Raw genomic sequence first — 23213 nt, 5'->3', positions numbered from 1 at the left:
TAAAAAATGATTTATATTTATTGAAAAAGCATAGAAATTTCTTGTTTAATACTATTCGGTATCTATCACCTTGGCTGTTTTACCAATGGAATCGACCTTTGCCGAGTCGGCTTTTGCCATCGAAGGGCCTTCAGTTGGCTTGTTTATTCCTGCCATATTGGTGGTAGGCTGTGGCTCTGCTGCCTTGTCAGTCAATGCGCTTTGTACGGCATTCTGCAAGGTTAGAATGATTGCCACGATAGCTGCTGCCTTGAAGAAAGGCATCATTCGTTGGCGCATCGTGATGGTACGTGCCTTTACAGGCTTGTCCTCATCTATCAATGCTAATACTTTATGGTCGAAATCCTCGCCCAATACTTCATCGTTGATTGCTTCCTGTTGGTAAGCAAACACTTCTTTATAGGGCAAAAGTTCAGCTGGCACATCCTCTTGTGAAAAGAATGTGCGGAGAATGTTCTCCTCTTTTAGCGTGGTTTGGCATTCCCAATAACGCTCCAACAACTGTTCAATGTATTTATAATCCATATTCGTCTATCTTCTGATACTTGATTTTAACCGTTTGGCGTGCTCTAAAGATGTTCACCTTTACTTGCTCTTCGGTTATATCCAATATTTCAGCAATCTCTTTGTATTGCTTTCCCTCAAAATCTCTTAGCTGCAAGCAGCTTTTTTGTTTCTCTGGGAGCGAGTTGATGATTTGCCTTACCACACGAACTTTGTCGTTTTCTATTGTCTTTTCTTGTGGATTGGGCGTTGTAAGCAACATTTCGGTAGGTTCGGCATCGAGCGAACGATTGTTGTTCTCTTTCATTTTAAGCTTGTCCAACGATATGTTTCTGCATATACGTAGGCTGTAAGCCTCAATGGAGTCGATGTTGTCCCACTCAAACCTCTTGTTCCAAACTTTTATCAGTGTGTCTTGCACTATGTCCTCTGCCTCTTCCCTGCTTAGGGTGATGCGGAGGGCAAGCCTAAAGAGTGGGTTCTTTAAAGGCAGTACATCGTTTCTGAAACTGATTTTCTTCATCGTCTCTATATGGTTGACGAACAACTGTGGGAGAAAGTTACAAGCATTAGAGAAAAAAGACGTGCTTTAACGTTTATTAAAGTTATAAGAGGGGATTATAAAATAAGTCGGAGGGGGCTGACTTGTCCGACCCGTCCGACTTATTACTTATCTTTTGCTTATTCTAAATATGTGTAGCCGTACAATCCGCTTCGATAGTTGCTTAGAAATTCCTTGCCTTCTTCTAACGAAATCTTGCCTTGCTTAACGCTCTTTGTTACCCATATTTCCAACTGTCTAACCAACTTCTTAGGGTTGTATTGTACGTATTCCAATACTTCTTCCACGGTCTCTCCATCGAATATTTGGTCGATATGATACGTTCCGTTTTGAGCAGAGATATGTACAGCGTTGGTATCGCCGAAGAGATTGTGCATATCGCCAAGTATCTCTTGATAAGCTCCAACAAGGAAAACACCAAGGTAATAGGGTTCATTGCGCTTTAAGGCGTGTACAGGAAGTACGTGGCTTGTGCGTCCTTCTGCTACAAAATTGGCTATCTTACCATCACTATCGCAGGTGATGTCTTGCAAGGTACATTTGCGTGAGGGACGTTCGTCAAGTCGCTGAATTGGCATTACGGGGAACAATTGGTCTATCGCCCAACTGTCAGGCAACGACTGGAAGAGCGAGAAGTTGCAGAAGTATTTGTCTGCCAAGAGCTTGTCCAAGCGGCGCAACTCTTCGGGTGCGTGCTTCATATTCTTAGCCAACGTATTTATTTCGTGGCATACGCTCCAGTACATCGCTTCTATTTCGGCACGTGTCTTTAGGTCTACCATACCGTGTGAGAAGAGTTCCAACGATTCTTCACGTATCTGTTCGGCATCGTGCCAATCCTCTAACATATTACGTGAGTTGAGGTTGTCCCATATCTTATATAGCTCGCGCACCAATTGGTGGTCGGTTTCTTTCGCCTCAAACTCTTCAGGCATTTCGGGTAATTTTGCAGTTTCAAGTACATCAATTACCAATATTGAGTGGTGAGCAGCTACGTTTCGTCCACTTTCGGTAATGATATTCGGGTGGGGAATGTTGCTCTTGTCAGCTGCATCAACAAAAGTATAAACGCAGTCGTTTACATATTCTTGAATGCTATAATTGATTGAGCTTTCGCTGCTTGACGAACGTGTGCCGTCATAGTCTACACCTAAGCCGCCTCCACAGTCTACAAAATCGACGTTGTAACCCATCTTTCTGAGGTTCACATAGTATTGTGCAGCTTCCGTAAGCGCAGTTTGTATGCGGCGGATTTTAGTGATTTGAGAGCCTATATGGAAATGGATAAGACGCAAACTATCGTGCAATCCCTTCTCGTCCAACTTCTCTAAAGCCTGCAAAAGTTCTGATGCGGTGAGTCCAAACTTCGATGCATCGCCTCCACTTTCCGACCATTTACCCGAGCCCGTTGAAGCCAACTTGATACGAATACCAATGTTTGGCACTACATTAAGCTTCTTTGCAGCCTTTGCAATAATATCTATTTCGTTCAGTTTCTCAACTACAATGAAGATACGCTTGCCCATTTTCTGTGCCAAGAGTGCCAATTCTATGTAGCTTTGGTCCTTGTATCCGTTGCAAATGATAGGCGAATCGCTCTGACACTGTACAGCGATTACGGCGTGAAGTTCGGGCTTTGAACCCGCTTCAAGTCCAAGATTAAATTTCTTACCGTGAGAGATTATCTCCTCCACCACAGGTTGCATCTGATTTACCTTAATGGGATAGATGATAAAGTTCTCGCCCTTGTAATCGTACGCTTTGGTTGCATGGTCGAAACACGAAGATGTCTTCTCTATTCGGTCGTCCAATATATCAGGAAAACGCAGCAATACAGGCGGTGTAACATCGCGCAAACTCAGCTCGTCCATTATCTCTCGCAAGTCAATCTGGGTCTCTCCCTTGCAAGGAGCTACATAAACGTTGCCTTTGTCATTAACGCTGAAGTAAGGATTACCCCACCCCTTAATGTTATAGAGTTCTTTTGCATCTTCTATTGTCCACTTTTTCATAAGCCCAAGTTCAATCAGGTGTTTTTTGTTATTCCGTCTTTGCGGAGTGTAATTTATAATTTTATGCTTGCTTTCAATTGTTTTACAGCACTCTGTATTTTGTCGTTGCTATCCAAGAGTGCAATGTCTATCGTGTGTTTGGCTTTGCTGTAATATGCTTCACGTTTAGCCAACTGTTCGCTCATATAGGTCTTTACCTCGTCAGCAGTCTTGTTTTGCAAGAGTGGGCGCACCTTTTTGCTCATTTTAATGTGACTATAAAGCACATCGGGTGTAGCTTTGAGATAGATGGTTTCGGCCTGTTGGTTGAGATAGTCCATATTATCGAAAAAACAAGGTGTACCTCCTCCGCACGATATTACGACATTTTCAAACTCAGCCACCTCGTGCAGCATATTGCGCTCAATGGTTCTGAAGCCTTCTTCGCCACGTTCGACAAATATTTGTTCGATGGTTTTCCTCATTCTACTTTCAATGTACCAATCCAAGTCGTAGAATGGCAAGCCCAAATCCTTCGACAATGCCTTGCCCAAGGTGGTTTTACCAGCTCCCATATAGCCGATAATGATAATGCGGTGTAGGTAGTTAGCCTTGCTTTCTGCCATCGTCTGTTGTGTCTATCCTCCTCATTTAAGAAGAAGAGGGCTTAGCCTATTGTTTGTTAAGCTCTATCTTTTTTATTTGCGAACTCGCTTTGTTTTAGGTTCAGGAGCGTTCTTTATAATCTCTTGACACTCTTCATAGCTTAGCTCAGCAGCCTTATCGTGCATTGCTTTAGGTATGCGATAGTTCTTTCCTTCAAAAGTTATATAAGGTCCATAAGGTCCATTCATCACCTCAAGATTAGCATCTTCTTCGAAACTCTTCAAGTGGCGTTGTGCATCCTGCAAACGTTTCTTTTGTATAAGTTGGATAGCTGTGTCGAGCGATACCGTCAATGGGTTTTCTTCCTTTGGTAATGACACATACTTCTTATCGTGCATAATGTATGGACCAAAGCGTCCTGCACCGATAACAACATCGGTTTCTTCAAACTGTCCCACGGTTCTTGGCAACTTAAAGAGCTCCAAAGCCTCATCAAGGGTCAAGGTTTCCATACTCTTATCTGATGGGAGCTGTGCGAAACGTGGTTTTTCCTCATCGTCAGCACTACCTATCTGCACCACAGGGCCAAAGCGTCCAATCTTTACAAACACAGGCTTGTTGCTCTTAGGGTCGATACCGAGTTCTCTTTCACCAGCTTTGTGTTCCGAACGAGCGTTCATAACCGCCTCAACCTTAGGTTCAAACTCCTTATAAAAACCTTTCATCTCTGCGTTCCACGCAGCTTTACCTTCCGAAATTTTATCAAACTCCTGCTCTACCTTAGCTGTGAAGTTGTAATCCATAATTTCGTCAAAGTTTTCCATCAAGAAATCGTTCACCACAATACCAATATCGGTTGGAATGAGCTTGCCTTTGTCTGCGCCCACCATCTCTTTCTTGGTCTTTGATGTTATTTTCAAACTCTGCAAGGTGTCCACTTTGTAGCTTCTCTCTTCACCTTTCTTGTCGCCTTTCTGTACATATTCACGCTGTTGAATGGTCGAAATGGTTGGTGCGTATGTAGATGGGCGACCTATACCCAATTCTTCCAACTTGTGAACAAGACTTGCTTCGGTGTAACGACTTGGACTCATAGAGTAACGCTCGGTAGAAACAATGTCGCGGCGTTCCAAATCGTCGCCCTCATTCATTACAGGCAATGCGTGTGAAAAGTCTTCCGAATCGTTTTCATCATCGGTCGACTCACGATAAACTTTCAAGAAACCATCGAAAGTAATGACCTCTCCTGTAGCTACAAACGAGAAGTTGGTATCTTCTTTGCCATTGCTATCTACAAGTCCAATGCCAATTGTGGTTTTGTCAATCTGTGCATCAGCCATCTGTGAGGCCACCGTACGCTTCCAAATTAAGTCGTACAAACGTTTCTCCTGACTTGTTCCGTCTATCGAAGTAGCGTCCATATAGGTTGGGCGGATAGCTTCGTGAGCCTCCTGCGCTCCCTTTGCATTGGTGTGATACTTACGTGTCTTGCTGTATGCTGTGCCGTAAAGCTTTTCTATTTCTTCTTTTGCATTGTTAACAGCCAAAGTAGAGAGGTTTACGCTATCGGTACGCATATAGGTGATGCGTCCAGCTTCGTACAATCGTTGTGCCACCATCATCGTTTGGCTTACGGTAAATCCCAATTTGCGGGCTGCCTCTTGTTGCAATGTAGATGTAGTGAACGGAGGTGCTGGTGTGCGCTTTAATGGCTTTTTAGCAATGGTAGACACCCTAAAGGTTGATGTCTTGCAGTGTTCCAAGAACGCCAACGCTTCCTCGTGGGTCTTAAATCGCTTATTGAGTTCAGCCTTTACTTCGTTCATAGCTCCATCTTCGCCTTTCACAGCAAAGATACCATTGAGACGATAGTAAGGTTCTGACTTGAAGTTCTGTATCTCGCGTTCGCGTTCCACAATGAGGCGCACTGCCACACTTTGTACACGACCTGCGCTCAATGCAGGTTTCACCTTGCGCCACAATACAGGCGAGAGGCTAAAACCCACCAAACGGTCTAACACACGGCGTGCTTGCTGTGCGTTAACAAGGTTCATATCCAATCGGCGTGGATTTTCGATGGCTGCGAGAATAGCAGGCTTCGTGATTTCGTGAAACACAATGCGATTGGTTTTGCTTTCGTCCAAGCCCAAAACCTCGCACAAGTGCCAGCTGATAGCTTCTCCCTCGCGGTCCTCATCGGATGCCAACCAAACCTGTTTAGCAGCCTTAGCGCACTTCTTGAGTTCGCTTACAATCTTTTTCTTTTCCTCTGGAATTTCATAATCGGGCTCTAATGAGTCGAGATTAATACTAATTTCTTTCTTCTTCAAGTCACGAATATGACCATAAGACGACATCACTTTAAAGTCGTCGCCTAAAAACTTTTCTATCGTTTTGGCCTTTGCGGGGCTCTCTACAATTACTAAATTTTCTTGCATATCAGCGTTTATATACAGTTTTCAAGGGCGCAAAAGTAAGCAATCTTTTGTCATACACCTTATATAATGCAATATTTTTTGGTTTTTTAACCCTAAGACAAAGAAACTGCACATTAAAGGCTTGCTGATAAACTACTTATTACACGCATCTCTATTCAACCCAAATCGGTCGTTAGACCAGTTTAGGTGCTTACTTTATTATTTTGGAAACTTATGAGATGTCTTTTTAAAGCGTTTAGATGTTATGCTTTTCTTCGTCTTTGCACCTTATTCTGGCGCTTTTCGTTTGGTTTTCCAGTTGTTTAGCTCGCTAAACGTCTTCAAAGACAACCAAAAATAGCTCAAAATAAGCTCGCAAATCTCGAAGAAGTCTAACGACCGATTTGGCTTAAAACAGCAACGTGTGGGAAAGGAAAAACAGAACAATGAGAAAACTGCGACAAGCTTTCAAACACCCATTTATAACATATTGATAACCAAACGTTTACAAACCCATTCCAAAACATATATGTTTCACCACCCAAAACATATATGTTTTACCCTGTCAAAGTTGAACTTTGGCACTGCCAAACATATATGTTTTGCTTCTGAAAGATTGATGTTTTGTTTTAGAAAGATGGATAGAGGAAAAACAGAACAATCCCATTATGACGGTTCATAATGGGATTGCAAGCGAAAAAACGTGTATAAATTAGTCGAACAAGTTGGGTTGTGCCACTTCCGACCCTGACATATTGCGTCCAAGATGTTCGTAAGCCAAAGGCGTAGCCATACGCCCACGAGGGGTGCGCTTTATAAAACCTTCCATAATAAGATAGGGTTCGTACACCTCTTCCACCGTGCCGCCATCTTCGCCAATGGCGGTTGCGATAGTAGATACACCCACGGGGCCGCCACGAAACTTATCGATGATGGTGAGCAATATCTTATTGTCTATCTCGTCTAAGCCGTATTGGTCGATGTTAAGCGATTGGAGCGAGGTACGTGCTATTTCGGGGTCGATAGTGCCATTGCCCTTTACTTGAGCAAAGTCGCGTACACGACGAAGGAGCGCATTGCAGATACGAGGCGTGCCACGCGAGCGGCGTGCAATCTCGACAGCTGCATCGTCCTCTATAGGAACACGAAGCAACTGTGCTGAACGTTTTATGATGCGCTTCAAGGTTTCGGGGTCGTAATACTCCAAGTGCAGATTGATGCCAAAGCGAGCACGCAATGGGGCGGTGAGCAAACCGCTTCGGGTGGTTGCACCTACAAGGGTAAAGGGGTTGAGGTCTATCTGTATGGAACGAGCCGACGGACCTTTGTCTATCATTATATCGATGCGGTAGTCTTCCATAGCCGAGTATAGATACTCTTCTACTACGGGCGAAAGGCGGTGAATTTCGTCTATAAAGAGTACATCGTTAGGCTCAAGCGAGGTGAGAATACCTGCCAAGTCGCCAGGCTTATCCAATACAGGACCTGAAGTAATCTTAAAACCTACGCCCAACTCATTGGCTATGATGTTGCTCAGTGTGGTTTTCCCCAAGCCAGGAGGACCGTGTAGGAGGGTGTGGTCGAGGGGTTCGCCACGATATTTGGCAGCCTCAACAAACACACGGAGGTTTTCCACCACCTTGTCTTGTCCGCTAAAGTCGTCAAACTTCGGGGGGCGGAGTGCGTTTTCAAACTCTTTTTCAGCCGAGCCCACGCGTTCTTCTCTTATATCGAAATCATCGTTCATTTGCTTTTCTTCTTTACTTTATCTTTGCAAAGATAGCTATTTTTTTGTTATTGGCTATGGTTACATTGGTAAAACGTTGTGCAGAGAAAAGGCAGAATTGGGAGTTGGAACAGAAAAAAGATGTTATTTGTTGGGCTATGTATAATTTAATGGCTAACTTTGCACCAACGAATTTTTTATATTAAACTTCAATATGAGTATTAAGATTTCTAAGCGTGCGCTTTACAGAGAGGCGTTCGACTACTTTATGATTGCTGTCGGGTGCGTATTGTATGCCATCGGGTGGACTATTTTCCTCTTGCCTAACAATATCGGCAATGGTGGTGTGGCTGGTCTGTCGTCTATCATTTATTGGGGAATGGGTGTGCCTATCTCTGTTACTTATTTTGTTATGAATGCCATTCTTTTGGCATTGGCTTTGAAGACATTGGGACTTCGTTTCTGCATCAAGACCATCTATGGCGTAATGATGATGACCCTTGCTACGGGTGTGCTACGTGGGTTGTACCCTCACCCTACTATTCTTAATGATGATCCTGTGATGGGTGCGATGATGGGAGCTATCTTCTGCGGTTTAGGTTTGGGGTTCTGCCTTTCGCACAATGGTAGTTCGGGAGGTTCGGACATTGTTGCAGCCGTGGTAAACAAGTATCGTGACATATCGTTGGGGCGTGTTATCGTGTTGGTAGATATGTTTATTGTTTCGTTGAGTTATGTGGTTTTGCACGACTGGAATCAAGTTATCTATGGTTATCTCACATTGGTAATCAGTGCTGTGGTGCTCGACCAAATCGTAAACTCTGGTATTCGTTCGGTGCAATTCCTTATTATTTCGGAACGTTATGAGGAGATTTGCCAGAAAATAACAGAGCTTCCGCCTCATCGTGGTTGCACCATCATTGATGCACATGGCTATTATACAGGCAATACCACCAAGGTGGTGCTTGTGGTGACACGTAAGCGTGAGGCTGGTTTGTTGTACAGCGTGATAAACGATATTGACCCACACGCCTTTGTAACACAAAGTCAAGTAATGGGAGTGTTTGGTCAAGGATTTGAGAAGTTTAAGGTGAAGCATAAGAACCATAAAGAAGTGGGGGCAGAGGCATAAAAGACTCGTAGCCATCAATAGATAATTAAGCCCAAATCGGTCGTCCGACTCGTCAGACCAGTCAGACCAGTCAGACCAGTCCGACCCGTCCGACTCGTCTGATGACCGATTTGGGTTAAACAGAAAAAGCGCAAAGTGAGCATTATTCACCTTGCGCTTTCTTTTTGTTTTCTTCCTCCTGTTGTTTCAGTTTTGTCCCGTTGTAGGCTTTTAAGATGGGGTCTTCGGCATTTGTTCCGTCCATCTCTGCAAATATCTTTCTTTGCTTTTCTACGTGCGCTTTATCACGCCTGAGCCGCTTGTCGAACATCAGTCCAAAATCAAAACCACCAAGTTCACGGGGCGAAGCTTGCTCTAAGATGTCTCGTTTGGGCATCTTTGCCAAGGTTTCTTTACCATTTATGATGTGATGACCTTGCACTATCACTTCGTCAAGATAGTGTTCGGCAGGGTAAAGCAATACCGTATCACGCAGCACTTCTTCACGCTTCAACTTTTCAGAGATATAACTTTTACACTTGAACGAGGCTTCTTGAAATTCTTCGGGTAGGGTTATCAATCCCTTATAATTGGTCTTTCCAACGGGTTTCCCATCGGCTATGGTTGCTACATCACGGATTGGCAATCGTGTAACAGCATCGCATACTAATACTTCTTGTGCATATCCGAAACTGACAGATAGCAAGGTAAAGACTATGAAAACGTAAAGTCTTATCATCGGCAGTAGTTCTTTCGACTGCAAATGTAAGACTTCTGCATTATAATTGTTCTACTTTTCTTCGTAATAAGTTTTAATTTTATCCAACTTAAATAAAGGTTCAGTAGATTTAACAATAAGTGTTTCTTAGGAGTTAGAGTTATCTTTTAGGAGTTAAACGGAGTTAGAGGGAGTTAAGGAGTTAAAGCCAACAGCCTAAAGGTGTAGGGGCTTGATATATCAAGTTCCATATCCAACACGTATTGAATCCCTTTCAAAACTACGGAACGTGATAAATCACGCCCCTACACGCTGCAAACGGCACTATTGGCTTTAACTCCTTAACTCCCTCTAACTCCCCTTAAATCCTTAAAAATAAATTCTTTACTCCTAATAAACCTCCATTTACTTCCCTTCAGAAACTACTTCCAAAGCTTTCTTTACGATATCGTTCTCTTCGTTCCACACACGGAAATACTCGTTCATATCCCATATATCACGTGCAACAAGCGATTTTATTTGCTTGCTAAGATAACTTATTGTGCGTGAAAGCTCGTCCTTGTCCTTAGCTTCTATCTTTTGACGCTTTGCTTCGGCTATCATTTCATCGGTCAATGACTGAGGAACTTGATAGTCGGCAATAAACTTCTCAAAATTCTTATACTTACTTCTAAGTTGCTTGCGGTTGTTGTCAGCATACTTTAGATAGATGTCCATCATTATATTCTTGGCTAATAGCTGGCGATGGAGCTTTGTAAACTTCATTGTGTCTAATGGTACAAAGTAGTCGGGCATAATTCCTCCGCCTCCATACACGGTTCGATGCTTGCGAACGGTGAAGAATTTCAACGAGTCGGCAAAGTGTATGCTATCGGGATTAGTAAGTTCGCCGTGCTTGAGACGCTTCTCCAAATCCATTTCGTAGTCTTCCTTGTCGCCTTTCTTGTAAGGTTTCTGAATACAACGACCACTTGGAATGTAATAATGAGCCACGGTTAAACGTATCATACTTCCATCGTTCAACACAAAAGGACGCTGTACAAGCCCTTTTCCGAAGGTTCTACGACCGATAACCATTGCTCTGTCGTTGTCCATCAACGCACCTGAAACAATCTCTGCAGCCGACGCAGAAAGCTCATTTACCAATACGTATGTTGGCAAGTCTTGAAGTTTGCCATTCCCCCGAGCCTTAAATGACTGGCGTTGAACTCGTCTTCCTTCCGTGTAAACTATCATATCGCCACTACGAAGGAACTCGTTAGAGATTTTAACAGCCGACTCTAAATAACCGCCGCCATTATCTTGAAGGTCGAGAATAAGGCTTTTCATTCCCTTACGCTTGAGTGAATCGATGGCAGACATAAATTCATCGTGTGTCTTTGCTCCAAAGCTCTCAAGGCGAATATAGCCCACTGAAGGACGAATCATATAAGCCGCATAAACCGTATGTACAGGTATTTTGGCACGGGTAACGATAAATGAGAGCTTATTCTTCACACCTCGGCGCACAATAGTTAGCTTCACTTTAGTGCCTTTCTTGCCTCTTAACCGCTTCATAATGTCGGTTCGAGCCATCTTAACACCAGCAATAAGACTGTCATCTACCATCACAATGCGGTCGCCAGCCATAATTCCAACCTTCTCAGACGGACCATTCACTACTGGCTGAATAACTACAAGCGTATCGTTAATCATATTAAACTGTACACCAATGCCTTCAAAGTCGCCTTGCAATGGCTCGTTCATCGCCTTAGTCTCCTTTGCATTGGTGTAAGTAGAGTGTGGATCAAGCGCTTTCAGCATACCTTTGATAGCATCTTCTGCGAGCTTTTCTTCGTCTATCTTATCCACATAGAAGTTTGATATGGCAATGTTAGCCATCTGCAACTTGCGCAATGGAGAGTCTTCACCAAAGTTCAGATTGATTTGAGCTTCGGTCTTTACCCCGCATAAAAGGGTGAGTATAAGTGTGAAAAGTAAATTCTTCATCGTCATTTAGTATTTCTTTAATTGTCTTATAACTTATCTTTTAATCGATAAACAGCCATCTTTCCGTTGTTCCAACAGCGTATTTAATCAATAAATACCCTATCTTTCCGTTGTCCAATAGCATAGTTAGTCTATTAAACAGCCATCTTTCCGTTGTTCCAACAGCGTATTTCAATCAATTAAAAGTATATTCTCATTCGTCCAACATTGCATCTTCTTCCTTCGGAACGTCCTCTTCTATAACGAGATTATCGATGATGAAGTTTTGTCGCTGCATTGTATTCTTTCCCATATAATACTCTAAGAGCTTCTGAACTTGGTCGTTTTTATGGAGTGTAACCTGCTCTAAGCGCATATCAGGACCGATGAAATGGATAAATTCGTCGGGTGAAATCTCTCCCAAACCTTTAAATCGTGTGATTTCAGGGTCAGGTCCAAGGTCACGAATGGCGTTCTGTCGTTCTTCCTCGGTGTAACAATAAAGGGTTATAAAGTCGCTTTTCTTGCCGCCTTTAGTCACTTTTGCATCTTGTTCGGCTATCACTTTCTTGTTCTTAATTTTAGAACGGCGATTGCGAACACGGAACAATGGAGTCTGCAACACGTACACGTGTCCTTTTTTAATCAACTCTGGGAAGAACTGAAGGAAGAAGGTGATAATCAACAATCGAATGTGCATACCATCAACATCGGCATCGGTAGCCACAATTACCTTGTTATAGCGCAATGTATCTAAACCTTCTTCAATATCGAGAGCAGCTTGAAGGAGATTAAACTCCTCGTTTTCGTACACCACCTTTTTAGTCAGTCCGTAGCAATTCAAAGGCTTTCCGCGCAAAGAGAATACAGCCTGTGTGTTCACATCACGACTTTTGGTAATGCTACCGCTTGCAGAATCGCCCTCTGTAATGAAGATTGAGCTCTCCGACTTGCGCTCGTTCTTCTCATCACAGAAGTGAATACGGCAGTCGCGTAGCTTTCTATTGTGCAGATTGGCTTTCTTTGCACGTTCACGCGCCAACTTTGTAACGCCTGCCATTGCTTTTCGCTCGCGTTCGGTTTCCTTTATTTTGGTCTCTAAGATGTCAGTAAAGTCTTCTTTGTGGATATGTAAGAAGTTGTCCACATTGGTCTTGATGAAGTCGCCCACAAACTTATTGATGGTATCGCCTTCAGGTGCCATCTGTGTAGACCCCAACTTAATCTTGGTTTGCGACTCGAATACAGGTTCTTCCACATTCAGTGCAATGGCTGCAACTATACCATTACGAATGTCGCCATACTCATATTTGCCAAAAAACTCTTTGATAGTCTTGGCTATATGTTCTTTGAATGCGCTTTGATGTGTACCGCCTTGCGTGGTGTGCTGTCCATTCACAAAAGAGTAGTATTCCTCTCCATACTGGTTGGTATGGGTGAATGCGATTTCAATGTCCTCGCCTTTAAGATGCACAATAGGATAAAGCGAGTCCACGGTCATATTGTCGGTAAGTAAGTCTTTCAATCCGTGGCGACTCAAAATGCGTCTACCATTGTACATAATGGTAAGTCCTGTATTCAAGTAAGTGTAATTGCGGAGCATTGTTTCCACAATATCGCTATGGAAACTATAATTTTTGAACAACGTGTTATCAGGTTCAAAATATACAAACGTACCGTTCTCGTCTTCGGTATTGTGGGTTTCATCGCTCTTGAGGTCGCCTTTCTCGAACGAAAGCGCACGTACCTTACCATCACGATAGCTCTTTACAGAGAAATGAGCACTAAGCGCATTGACCGCTTTCACACCCACACCATTCAGTCCGACACTCTTTTTAAAAGCCTTAGAGTCGTATTTACCACCTGTATTGAGCATCGATACAGCCTCAACGAGCTTGCCTTGGGGAATACCACGTCCGTAGTCGCGCACCGATACACGCAGATTGTCGTCAATATCAATCTCTATGCGTGTGCCTGCCTGCATCTTAAACTCGTCAATAGAGTTGTCTAAAACCTCTTTGAGCAACACATAGATACCGTCTTCGGGTAAATTGCCATCGCCCAAACGCCCGATATACATACCTGGGCGTGTACGCACGTGCTCCATATCCGACAAGTGTCGAATGTTATCGTCTGTATATTCTACTAATTCTTTGTTCTCTTCCGCCATATTTACGTTTTAGTTCTACGATGTTTCTTGCTCGTCTTCCAAGCAAACAAGATGATGGTTACAATGCTTTTTTATAGCATCTGCGACGCTTATGATTGGTCGTATCAAACATTTCCCATTGACTTTGTACCCCCTCATTGGTCTCCATCTCTACTTGGCTTTCACCCCATTTAATGCCGTGCTTAATATATCTTGGGATTAAATCGTAAAACAATAGCGCATTTGCCCCCTTGCTACGATATTCGGGCAAGAAGCCTAAAAGCAACAAGTCGACACCTTCGGTCTTAGTAAACTTGATAGCGCGCAATACGTGCCACCACCCAAAAGGCAACAAGCGTCCCTTGCGACACTTCTGCAAAGCACGGCTTAATGATGGTATAGTGATACCCATACCCGCTATTTGGTTGTCTTTATTGCCATCTTCTATAACGGTGATAAACTCTAAATTAGCCAATGGGAAATATTGAGCAATGTATTGGTCTATCTGCTTATCAGTAAGCTCAGAAAAGCCATACAAGTCTTTGTACGTATCGTTGATAAGCTTGAAAATCTTTCTGCCATATCCTCCCTCAAAAATGTCTTTCTTTGTAAGCTTTTTGATGTGCAGATTATATCGCTTTTGTATCATTTCTGATAGCTTAGCAAGCTTTGGAGGAATAGCATCGGGCACATTGATGATATATTCTACATAGTCTATATCCTTTTCCCAACCACCCATCTGCTCAAAATGTTGAGGGTAATAATCGTAGTTGTAATTGGTAGCAATGGTGCTCAATCGGTCGAAACCCATTATTAGCATTCCCTCAGGATCCATATCCGTAAAGCCCAAAGGGCCAACTATATGCTCCATACCTTTTGAACGGCCATAGTTGGCCACAGCATCGAGCAATGCAGTAGACACCTCAATATCATCAACAAAGTCGATCCAACCAAAGCGTACTTCCTTGCGCTCCCATTTCTGATTAGCCTTATGATTAATAATGGCTGCCACACGTCCCACCACCTTGTCATCTTTGATGGCTAAAAAATACTCGGCTTCGCAAAATTCAAAGGCCGCATTCTTATCTTTCGAGAGTACATTCCACTCATCGCTGTAAAACTTTGGCACATCGTATGGATTGTTTTCATAGAGGTCGTAATGAAATTCGATAAACGATTTTAAATCGTTCTTTCCCTCTACCTTTTGTATATGTACTGCTGACATTATATGTATATTTTCTATTTTAATACTCTACTTTAAACGTACAAAATTAATAATTTAAAGAAAAAGTGCCAAATATTAGTATCTTTTTTGTTGATTATTAATAGTTTCGGCTATTCAACCCAAATCGGTCAGTAGCCCGCAAAGGTTTTTTAAGGCTGGTTCTATAAATTAGCTTTGTTAGATTTTGAGCTTATTTTTGAGATCAAAATGCAAGAGAGCGAAGGAGTGTAGCGAGCTACACGACTGAACGAACTTACATTTTGACCTCAAAAAGAAGCCAAAAGATAACAAAACGTATTTCATAAAAATTTAATGACGATATGCGGTGGTAATTTATAGAACCAGCCTTAAAGCGTTTAGATGTTATGCTTTTCTTCGTCTTTGCACCTTATTTTGGCTCTTTTCGTTTGTTTTTTCAGTTGTTTAGCTCGCTAAACGTCTTCAAAAACAACCAAAAATAGCTCAAAATAAGCGCGCAAATCTCGAAGAAGTATAACTGCCGATTTGGGTTCAAAAGCATTGCTATAAACCCCAAAACAAAAACGAAAAAGCAACAAGAAACCAACTAAAAAGGGCAACATCAGTATTTTTGAGAAAAGGAAAAATAGAACAATACACGCAAAAGGCAAAGAGCAAAAAACAGAACGTATAACCTTTTGAAAATCAAACGATTAGAAAGTCGTTACAAAACATATATGTTTGGGGTGGTCAAACATATATGTTTTACCCTCCCAAAGTTGAACTTTGACAATGCCAAACATATATGTTTTGCACGCCAAAGATAGATGTCTTAGTTTCGAAAGATAGAGTGGTAAAGAATAGAACAATAAAAAAACAAAGGGTTAGCCCTAAAATAAGCACTGAATTTAGGTGTATATCTAAACGGGATAAACAATAGGGGGTAACGTTACAAAAAAAAGCCTCACAATACGCAATTTACGCATTGTGAGGCTTCAAACAAGTATAGATAAGCCTATGGGAGGCTCATTTTGTCAATCTTTACGGGCGATTAGTCAGCCAACTTAGCTTTAATGAACTCACGGTTCAAACGAGCGATGTTAGCAATAGACTCGTTCTTTGGACATTCTGCTTCGCACGCACGAGTGTTGGTACAGTTACCGAAGCCGAGCTCTTCCATCTTCATAATCATTGCCTTAGCACGCTTAGCAGCCTCTGGCTTACCTTGTGGGAGGAGTGCCAACTGGCTTACCTTAGACGAAAGGAACAACATAGCCGAACCGTTCTTACAAGCTGCAACACACGCACCACAACCGATACAAGTAGCACAGTCCATAGCTTCGTCAGCATCTTCCTTAGGAATAAGGATAGCATTTGCATCTTGTGGCTGTCCTGTACGAATGCTTGTGTAACCACCAGCCTGAATAATCTTGTCGAACGATCCACGGTCTACCATACAATCCTTGATTACAGGGAAGGCAGCAGAACGCCAAGGCTCAACTGTAATTACATCGCCATCGTTGAAACGGCGCATATACAACTGGCAAGTAGTAGCTCCTGTTGCTGGTCCGTGTGGGTGACCGTTGATATAGAGTGAACACATACCGCAGATACCTTCACGACAGTCGTGATCAAACACGAATGGTTCTTTACCGTCTTCTATCAATTGCTCGTTGAGAATATCCAACATCTCAAGGAAAGAAGTATCGCCAGGGATGTCTTTCATCTCAAATGTGTCAAAATAACCCTTAGCTGTAGGACCGTTCTGACGCCAAACTTTAAGTGTGAAACTTATATTTTTCTCCATTTTCGAATTTACTTTTTAATGTTTGTAACCCTGTTGATTAGTTCTTGTAGTTACGTGTTTGTACCTTAATAGCCTCGTATTCGAGTAGCTCTTTGATAAGCTCAGGTGCAACAGTATCGCTACCCTGATACTCCCAACAACCCACGTAGAAGAAGTTTTCGTCGTCGCGTTTAGCTTCGCCTTCTTCAGTTTGGTACTCTTCACGGAAGTGACCACCACAGCTCTCATTACGAGATAGTGCATCGTAAGCTACGAGCTGACCCATCGTAATAAAGTCGCGGAGGTGGATAGCCTTATCAAGTTCAACATTCAAACCTTCCTTGCTTCCAGGAATAAAGAGGTTGGTTTCGAACTCCTTACGGATTTCCTTCATCTTTTCCAAACCTGTCTTCAAGCCCTCAGCAGTACGTCCCATACCAACGTAATCCCACATAATGCGACCAAACTCCTTGTGAATTGAGTCAACACTGCGCTTACCCTTAATGTTCATCAAGCGGTCGATTTCGTCCTGAACGCCCTTTTCTGCCTTAACAAACTCTGGGTGGTCGGTTGAAACCTTTGCCCAAAGACTTTGGTCAGCCAAGTAGTTCTGAATGGTGTAAGGCAATACGAAGTAACCATCAGCCAAACCTTGCATCAATGCAGATGCACCCAAGCGGTTAGCACCGTGGTCAGAGAAGTTGCATTCACCGATTGCGAAGAGACCCTTGATAGTGGTCTGCAATTCGTAGTCTACCCAAATTCCACCCATTGTGTAGTGGATAGCTGGGTAAATCATCATTGGATTGTAATATTTAACACCATTGATTTCCTTTGCCAATTCGCCTGGATTAACGTCTGTAATCTCTTCGTACATATCAAAGAGGTTGCCATAACGCTGACGAATAACATCGATACCGAGGCGGTTGATACTTTCAGAGAAGTCGAGGAATACAGCCAAACCAGTATTATTTACACCGAATCCGTGGTCGCAACGCTCCTTAGCAGCACGTGAAGCCACGTCACGAGGTACGAGGTTACCAAATGCAGGGTAACGACGTTCCAAATAGTAGTCGCGTTCTTCCTCAGGAATGTCAGAGCCTTTCTTAGTTCCTGCCTGCAAAGCCTTAGCATCTTCGATGTTCTTTGGTACCCAAATACGACCATCGTTACGCAATGATTCCGACATCAATGTGAGCTTTGACTGCTTGTCACCGTGTACAGGAATACATGTAGGGTGAATTTGAACGTAAGCAGGGTTAGCAAAGTAAGCTCCCTTACGATAGCACTGAACAGCTGCTGTACAGTTACAACCCATAGCATTTGTAGAAAGGAAGTAAGCATTGCCATAACCACCAGTAGCGATAACTACTGCGTTAGCAGAGAAGCGTTCGAGCTTACCTGTTATAAGGTTCTTAGCAATGATACCACGAGCGTGGTCGTCAACGATAACAACGTCTTCCATTTCGTAGCGTGTATATAGCTTAACACGACCATCATTTATCTGCTTACTGAGGGCAGAGTATGCACCGAGCAAAAGCTGCTGACCGGTCTGTCCCTTAGCATAAAAGGTACGTGATACCTGTGCACCACCGAACGAACGGTTAGCCAACATACCACCATATTCGCGTGCGAAAGGAACGCCTTGAGCCACGCATTGGTCGATGATGTCATTAGCCACCTCAGCCAAGCGGTAAACATTTGCTTCGCGAGCACGGTAGTCACCACCCTTTACAGTGTCGTAGAACAAACGATAGATAGAGTCGCCATCGTTTTGATAGTTCTTTGCAGCATTGATACCACCTTGTGCAGCGATAGAGTGTGCACGACGTGGTGAGTCCTGAATACAGAAATTGTAAACAGTGAAGCCCATTTCGCCGAGTGATGCTGCCGCACTTGCACCAGCCAAACCTGTACCAACAACGATAACATCGAGCTTCAATTTATTCTTTGGGTTAACCAAACGCTGATGTGCCTTATAGTTAGTCCACTTCTCAGCTACTGGTCCTGCAGGAATTTTAGAATCTAATATTTTAGCCATAATCTTGTATCTTTCTAATATTATGAATTAAGCTGCACAACAAAGGCTTGGTGCGCAACCAAATGCAAATGCGAGTACAACAACGAGGAAACCTAACATAAGAAGAGAGGTGTAAACCAAACCTATCATCTTCCAACGGTTAAACCATACCTTACCATTCACACCAACTGTCTGCATTGCTGACCAAAAACCATGTGAAAGGTGGAACCAGATAGCACAAAGCCATACAATGTAGAGCACTACAAAGACAGGATTAGCAAATGTTTCCTTGATGTAAGAGAAACCATCAGATGGTGCAAACTGCATCTCGATGTGCATAAGTTCGGCAAACATCATATTGTACCAGAAATTGAACAAGTGGAGCAACATACCCAAAAGGATAATGATACCCAAGACAAGCATGTTCTTAGATGCCCATTCCACCTTAGGACTTGAGCCGTTTACAGCGTAACGCTCACTACCACGCGCTCTGCGATTCTGTGCCGTAAGAATGAAAGCATAAACAATATGAGCTACGGTAAGCGCACCGAGACCCACTGTTGCTACAACTGCATACCAGTTGGCACCTAAGAATTCACAAATCATATTGTATGCCTCGCCAGAGAACAAAGCAACAATATTCATCGACATGTGGAATGTCAGGAATAGAATAAGCGCAATACCTGTAACAGACATCACAACTTTTCTACCAATAGAAGAATTGATTAACCACATAAATGTTTGATTTTTTAAATATTTAAACTGTTAGAATTAATTTTCCGAGCGCATTTCACAGAGCCGCAATAGGCATATCGCTTTTAGTGATTTTTCACTTTCAAATACTCATTTGTTGGTATTTTGATAGCCCACAGTGCGATGCAAATTTACTATATTTTAATTATTAAGCAAAGATTTTTAATGAAAAACAAACACAAAAGTCATCATAAATAAGTAATATTGACAGTGTCTAAACAAGACATATCGGTAATTTGATAGCTGCAAGGCAACTTAGACACACAATAAATAGAAAAAACAAGCTAAAAAGTAAACAAATTATAAAATCAAGGCACATCTATTATACAATTGGTATTTAATCGTTTTGATAAGAGAAAATACCTACTTATTGCTATAAAAACACAATTTGAGCTGAAACAGATAAGCAATAGGAAAGGAATACTATCAAAAAGATAGTAGAACAGACTAATTTTTAGAACCTAATACAACAAATAAGAGGGGGCAGCAAGCACTAATTGACGAACGATAATAAATATTCAAAAAGACAATACCATTATTTAGAATAAATAGTTAATGAATACAAATCGTGTTAAATACCCACCTCATATTTCTCATATTTAGAACCAAAGTGCACTTTGCTTGCAAATACGAGCGTTTTGAGCGTGCAATTATATCTACTTGATTTCTAAATATTTACAACGAAAAAACAAATATTGTGCAATAAACAACTACAGTTTAAAGTAAAATAAAGAACATTTAATCAAACCATTCAACCAAAAACAAGCGCTTAAAGTTGAACTTTGGAAGGGTGAAACATATATGTTTGGTAGGGTCAAAGTTGAACTTTGGCACATTCAAAGTTCAACTTTGGGAAATCAAAAATGCAATATTTAAACTTTTTAGATATATATACTCTTTTTATACACTCTATCTTGCTAATTTAAAAGTTAAAATGCTGTTTCCCAAAACAGAAGTTATATTCATCTATTAGCATAATTATACCGAAACAAAACATAATATGCAAAACTTAAAAATGAGTACCCTAAAGAGCAATTACGACAAAACAAATAGCCAAAAACATAATTGAACAACAAAACACACAATATATATTAAAAGTGCATCGGTTATTCAATTAAATTTCTTACTTTTGCCAAAAAATAGAGAAGAATGAGCATAAAGTTCAAGTATGATGTACTTGTGATTGGCGGAGGACACGCTGGTTGCGAGGCGGCAACTGCTGCTGCAAATATTGGAGCAAAGGTATGCCTCGTAACAATGGATATGAACAAAATAGGACAAATGAGCTGTAACCCTGCCGTGGGTGGAATTGCTAAAGGCCAGATTGTTCGTGAAATCGATGCACTCGGTGGTCAGATGGGACTTATCACCGATGCAACAGCCATACAATTCCGTATGCTCAATCGCTCTAAAGGGCCTGCCGTGTGGAGTCCACGTGCACAGTGCGACCGCGAAAAGTTTATTTGGGAATGGAAAAAAAACTTAGACCATACCGACAATCTTGACATTTTTCAAGACCAAGCGGACGAACTTTTCGTTGAAAACAATCAAGCCGTAGGCGTTAGAACAATATGGGGCATTGAACTCTTTGCCCGTACCGTAATCATAACAGCTGGAACTTTCCTCAACGGATTAATGCACATCGGTCGCCGACAAGTGGAGGGTGGACGATGTGCCGAACCTGCCGTGCATCACTTTGCTGAAAGTATCACACGTCACGGCATACGTTCTGACAGAATGAAAACGGGAACGCCTGTTCGCATAGACAAACGCTCGGTTCACTTCGATGAAATGGAGGAACAACCAGGGGAAACAGATTATCACCAGTTTTCTTACTTCGGAGCACACAGAGCATTACCTCAATTGCCTTGTTGGACGTGTTCCACCAACGAAGAGTCGCACGAGATATTGCGCAAAGGGGTAGCAGATTCTCCCCTTTTCAACGGACAAATCCAAAGTACAGGCCCTCGTTACTGCCCATCTATCGAAACCAAGCTCGTTACATTTCCTGACAAGAATACGCACCCTTTGTTTCTCGAACCTGAAGGGGTGGACACGAACGAAATGTATCTTAATGGTTTTTCGTCAAGTATGCCGTGGGAAATTCAGCTCGAAGCTATTCATAAAATTCCTGCGTTGCGTGATGCCAAAATCTATCGTCCCGGTTATGCCATCGAATACGATTATTTCGCCCCTACTCAACTGAAACCTTCGTTGGAATCGAAGATTATTTCGGGTCTGTTCTTTGCAGGACAGGTAAACGGAACGACTGGTTACGAGGAGGCTGGAGGTCAAGGAATGGTGGCAGGTATTAACGCTGCGCTGCTTTGTAGTGGGTCTGAACCCTTCGTAATGAAGCGTGATGAGAGTTATATTGGCGTATTAATCGACGATTTAACAACAAAGGGCGTAGACGAACCGTACCGTATGTTTACCTCAAGAGCTGAATATCGCATTCTCTTACGTCAAGATGATGCTGATGCTCGATTGACCGAACGGGCTTACCATCTTGGTGTGGCAAAGCGCAACCGTTATGATTGGTGGGTAGAAAAGAAAGAGGCTATCGATAAAATCATTGCTTTATGCGAAACAACAGCGGTGAAACCGAACCATATTAATGGTTATTTGGAGTCAATAGGCAGTTCCCCACTCCACGGAACTGCAAAGATAGTAGACCTAATAGCACGCCCTGGCATCGGATTAATGAACTTATCCAAGCAATTGCCCGCACTAAAAGAGATAATAGAGCAACTTCCAAATCGTAAAGATGAAATTACAGAGGCTGCAGAAATAAAGATGAAATACAAAGGATACATCGAACGCGAACGCACCTTTGCTGAAAAAATGCACCGATTGGAGGATATAAAGATAAAAGGACACTTCGATTATGCGTCCATTCACGACCTATCAACAGAGTGTCGTCAAAAGTTGGAGCGCATACAGCCCGAGACGCTCGCCCAAGCGAGCCGCATTCCAGGGGTGAGCCCAAGTGATATTAACGTCCTATTGGTACTTATGGGACGATAAAACACACTTCGTTCCACGTGAAACAATTAATAAAACATTTAATATATAACTAACTGAAAATGAACAGTAAAATACTTCTCGACCATCTTAGATGCATTCCAGATTGGCCAGTAAAGGGAGTTAATTTCCGAGATGTTACCACCTTGTTTAAATCTCCTGTAGCTTTGGAAGAGATAACCAACCAAATGTATGAGCTATACAAGGATAAAGGCATCACAAAGATTGTGGGAATAGAAAGTAGAGGCTTCGTTATGTCGTCTGCTTTGGCACTTCGCTTAGGCGCAGGCATCGTACTTTGTCGCAAGCCTGGTAAACTTCCATGCGAGACAGTTCAAGAGAGCTATGAGAAAGAATATGGTGTAGATACCATAGAAATCCACAAAGATGCCATAAGCGAGGATGATGTGGTTCTCTTACACGACGATTTGCTCGCTACAGGTGGAACAATGAAGGCTGCTTGTCACCTCGTAAAGAAGTTCAACCCAAAGAAGGTGTACTGCAACTTTATCATCGAATTGCACGAAGAGTTCCCTAATAGCCGCGATGAGTTTGATAAAGATATTGAAATATCTTCCCTACTCCAGTTCTAAACTTATTCGCTCAATTGCTTTAAATAGAACCCAAAACTGCAAAACATCAAACTGAAGCGCAGAAAATCAATAACAATAAAAAGCAACACATCGAAATGTAAG

The 23213-nt window shown here is 42.3% G+C and carries 16 protein-coding genes; 3 read left to right on the top strand and 13 right to left on the bottom strand.

Translation table 11 applies throughout. From position 1 onward, the window contains the following. Positions 1-51 precede the first annotated feature (51 nt). The 6 genes from CZ367_RS11535 to ruvB form a co-directional block, all read right to left on the bottom strand. On the bottom strand, positions 52-525 hold the full coding sequence (locus CZ367_RS11535) for a pyruvate ferredoxin oxidoreductase (RefSeq protein ID WP_077196988.1): 474 nt from the start codon (positions 523-525) through the stop codon (positions 52-54). Then, positions 515-1027: an RNA polymerase sigma factor gene (locus tag CZ367_RS11530; protein ID WP_077196987.1), complete on the bottom strand. Its 513-nt coding sequence runs from the start codon at positions 1025-1027 to the stop codon at positions 515-517. The genes CZ367_RS11535 and CZ367_RS11530 overlap by 11 nt, the downstream gene beginning before the upstream one ends. Before the next feature lie 158 nt (positions 1028-1185). Then, the gene (gene speA, locus CZ367_RS11525) at positions 1186-3078 is read right to left on the bottom strand and encodes a biosynthetic arginine decarboxylase (RefSeq protein ID WP_077196986.1); all 1893 of its coding nucleotides are present in this window, start codon (positions 3076-3078) and stop codon (positions 1186-1188) included. Positions 3079-3131: 53 nt separating this feature from the next. Further along, entirely contained in the window at positions 3132-3683 is a 552-nt protein-coding gene (locus CZ367_RS11520; protein ID WP_077196985.1) for a shikimate kinase, read from the bottom strand. Positions 3684-3755: 72 nt separating this feature from the next. Continuing rightward, a complete protein-coding gene (gene topA, locus CZ367_RS11515; protein WP_077196984.1) occupies positions 3756-6101 on the bottom strand; it encodes a type I DNA topoisomerase in 2346 nt (781 codons plus the stop codon). A gap of 691 nt (positions 6102-6792) precedes the next feature. Next, on the bottom strand, positions 6793-7827 hold the full coding sequence (gene ruvB / locus CZ367_RS11510; RefSeq protein WP_077196983.1) for a Holliday junction branch migration DNA helicase RuvB: 1035 nt from the start codon (positions 7825-7827) through the stop codon (positions 6793-6795). Between the two features lie 193 nt (positions 7828-8020). On the opposite strand from ruvB, the gene CZ367_RS11505 reads away from it, so the two are divergent. Then, positions 8021-8938, top strand: coding sequence for a YitT family protein (locus tag CZ367_RS11505; protein ID WP_077196982.1), 918 nt, complete (start codon positions 8021-8023; stop codon positions 8936-8938). 142 nt (positions 8939-9080) lie between these two features. Here CZ367_RS11505 and CZ367_RS11500 read toward each other — a convergent pair whose 3' ends face one another. From CZ367_RS11500 to CZ367_RS11470, 7 genes are all read right to left on the bottom strand, one after another. After that, a complete protein-coding gene (locus tag CZ367_RS11500; RefSeq protein WP_077196981.1) occupies positions 9081-9656 on the bottom strand; it encodes a hypothetical protein in 576 nt (191 codons plus the stop codon). A gap of 384 nt (positions 9657-10040) precedes the next feature. Continuing rightward, the gene (locus CZ367_RS11495) at positions 10041-11624 is read right to left on the bottom strand and encodes a S41 family peptidase (RefSeq protein ID WP_202613129.1); all 1584 of its coding nucleotides are present in this window, start codon (positions 11622-11624) and stop codon (positions 10041-10043) included. A gap of 193 nt (positions 11625-11817) precedes the next feature. Continuing rightward, entirely contained in the window at positions 11818-13773 is a 1956-nt protein-coding gene (locus CZ367_RS11490) for a DNA topoisomerase IV subunit B (protein WP_077196979.1), read from the bottom strand. Positions 13774-13831: 58 nt separating this feature from the next. Beyond that, the gene (locus CZ367_RS11485; protein ID WP_077196978.1) at positions 13832-14977 is read right to left on the bottom strand and encodes an N-acetyltransferase; all 1146 of its coding nucleotides are present in this window, start codon (positions 14975-14977) and stop codon (positions 13832-13834) included. Between the two features lie 1009 nt (positions 14978-15986). Beyond that, entirely contained in the window at positions 15987-16742 is a 756-nt protein-coding gene (locus tag CZ367_RS11480) for a succinate dehydrogenase/fumarate reductase iron-sulfur subunit (protein ID WP_077196977.1), read from the bottom strand. 37 nt (positions 16743-16779) lie between these two features. After that, a complete protein-coding gene (locus CZ367_RS11475) occupies positions 16780-18762 on the bottom strand; it encodes a fumarate reductase/succinate dehydrogenase flavoprotein subunit (RefSeq protein WP_077196976.1) in 1983 nt (660 codons plus the stop codon). A gap of 27 nt (positions 18763-18789) precedes the next feature. Further along, positions 18790-19476, bottom strand: a complete 687-nt coding sequence (locus CZ367_RS11470; RefSeq protein WP_077196975.1) for a succinate dehydrogenase/fumarate reductase cytochrome b subunit — start codon at positions 19474-19476, stop codon at positions 18790-18792. 1173 nt (positions 19477-20649) lie between these two features. On the opposite strand from CZ367_RS11470, the gene mnmG reads away from it, so the two are divergent. Both mnmG and CZ367_RS11460 read left to right on the top strand, forming a co-directional pair. Further along, positions 20650-22521 carry a tRNA uridine-5-carboxymethylaminomethyl(34) synthesis enzyme MnmG gene (gene mnmG / locus CZ367_RS11465; RefSeq protein ID WP_077197449.1) on the top strand — a complete coding sequence of 624 codons (1872 nt, stop codon included), beginning with the start codon at positions 20650-20652 and terminating at the stop codon, positions 22519-22521. Between the two features lie 59 nt (positions 22522-22580). Next, positions 22581-23111 carry an adenine phosphoribosyltransferase gene (locus CZ367_RS11460; RefSeq protein ID WP_077196974.1) on the top strand — a complete coding sequence of 177 codons (531 nt, stop codon included), beginning with the start codon at positions 22581-22583 and terminating at the stop codon, positions 23109-23111. Positions 23112-23213 lie beyond the last annotated feature (102 nt).

Origin of the sequence: Prevotella ihumii, assembly GCF_900155655.1 — a bacterium.
Classification (GTDB): Bacteria; Bacteroidota; Bacteroidia; order Bacteroidales; family Bacteroidaceae; genus Prevotella; species Prevotella ihumii.
The sequence above is the reverse complement of the archived record's forward strand: the minus strand, read 5'-3'. Positions and strand labels throughout refer to the sequence as shown.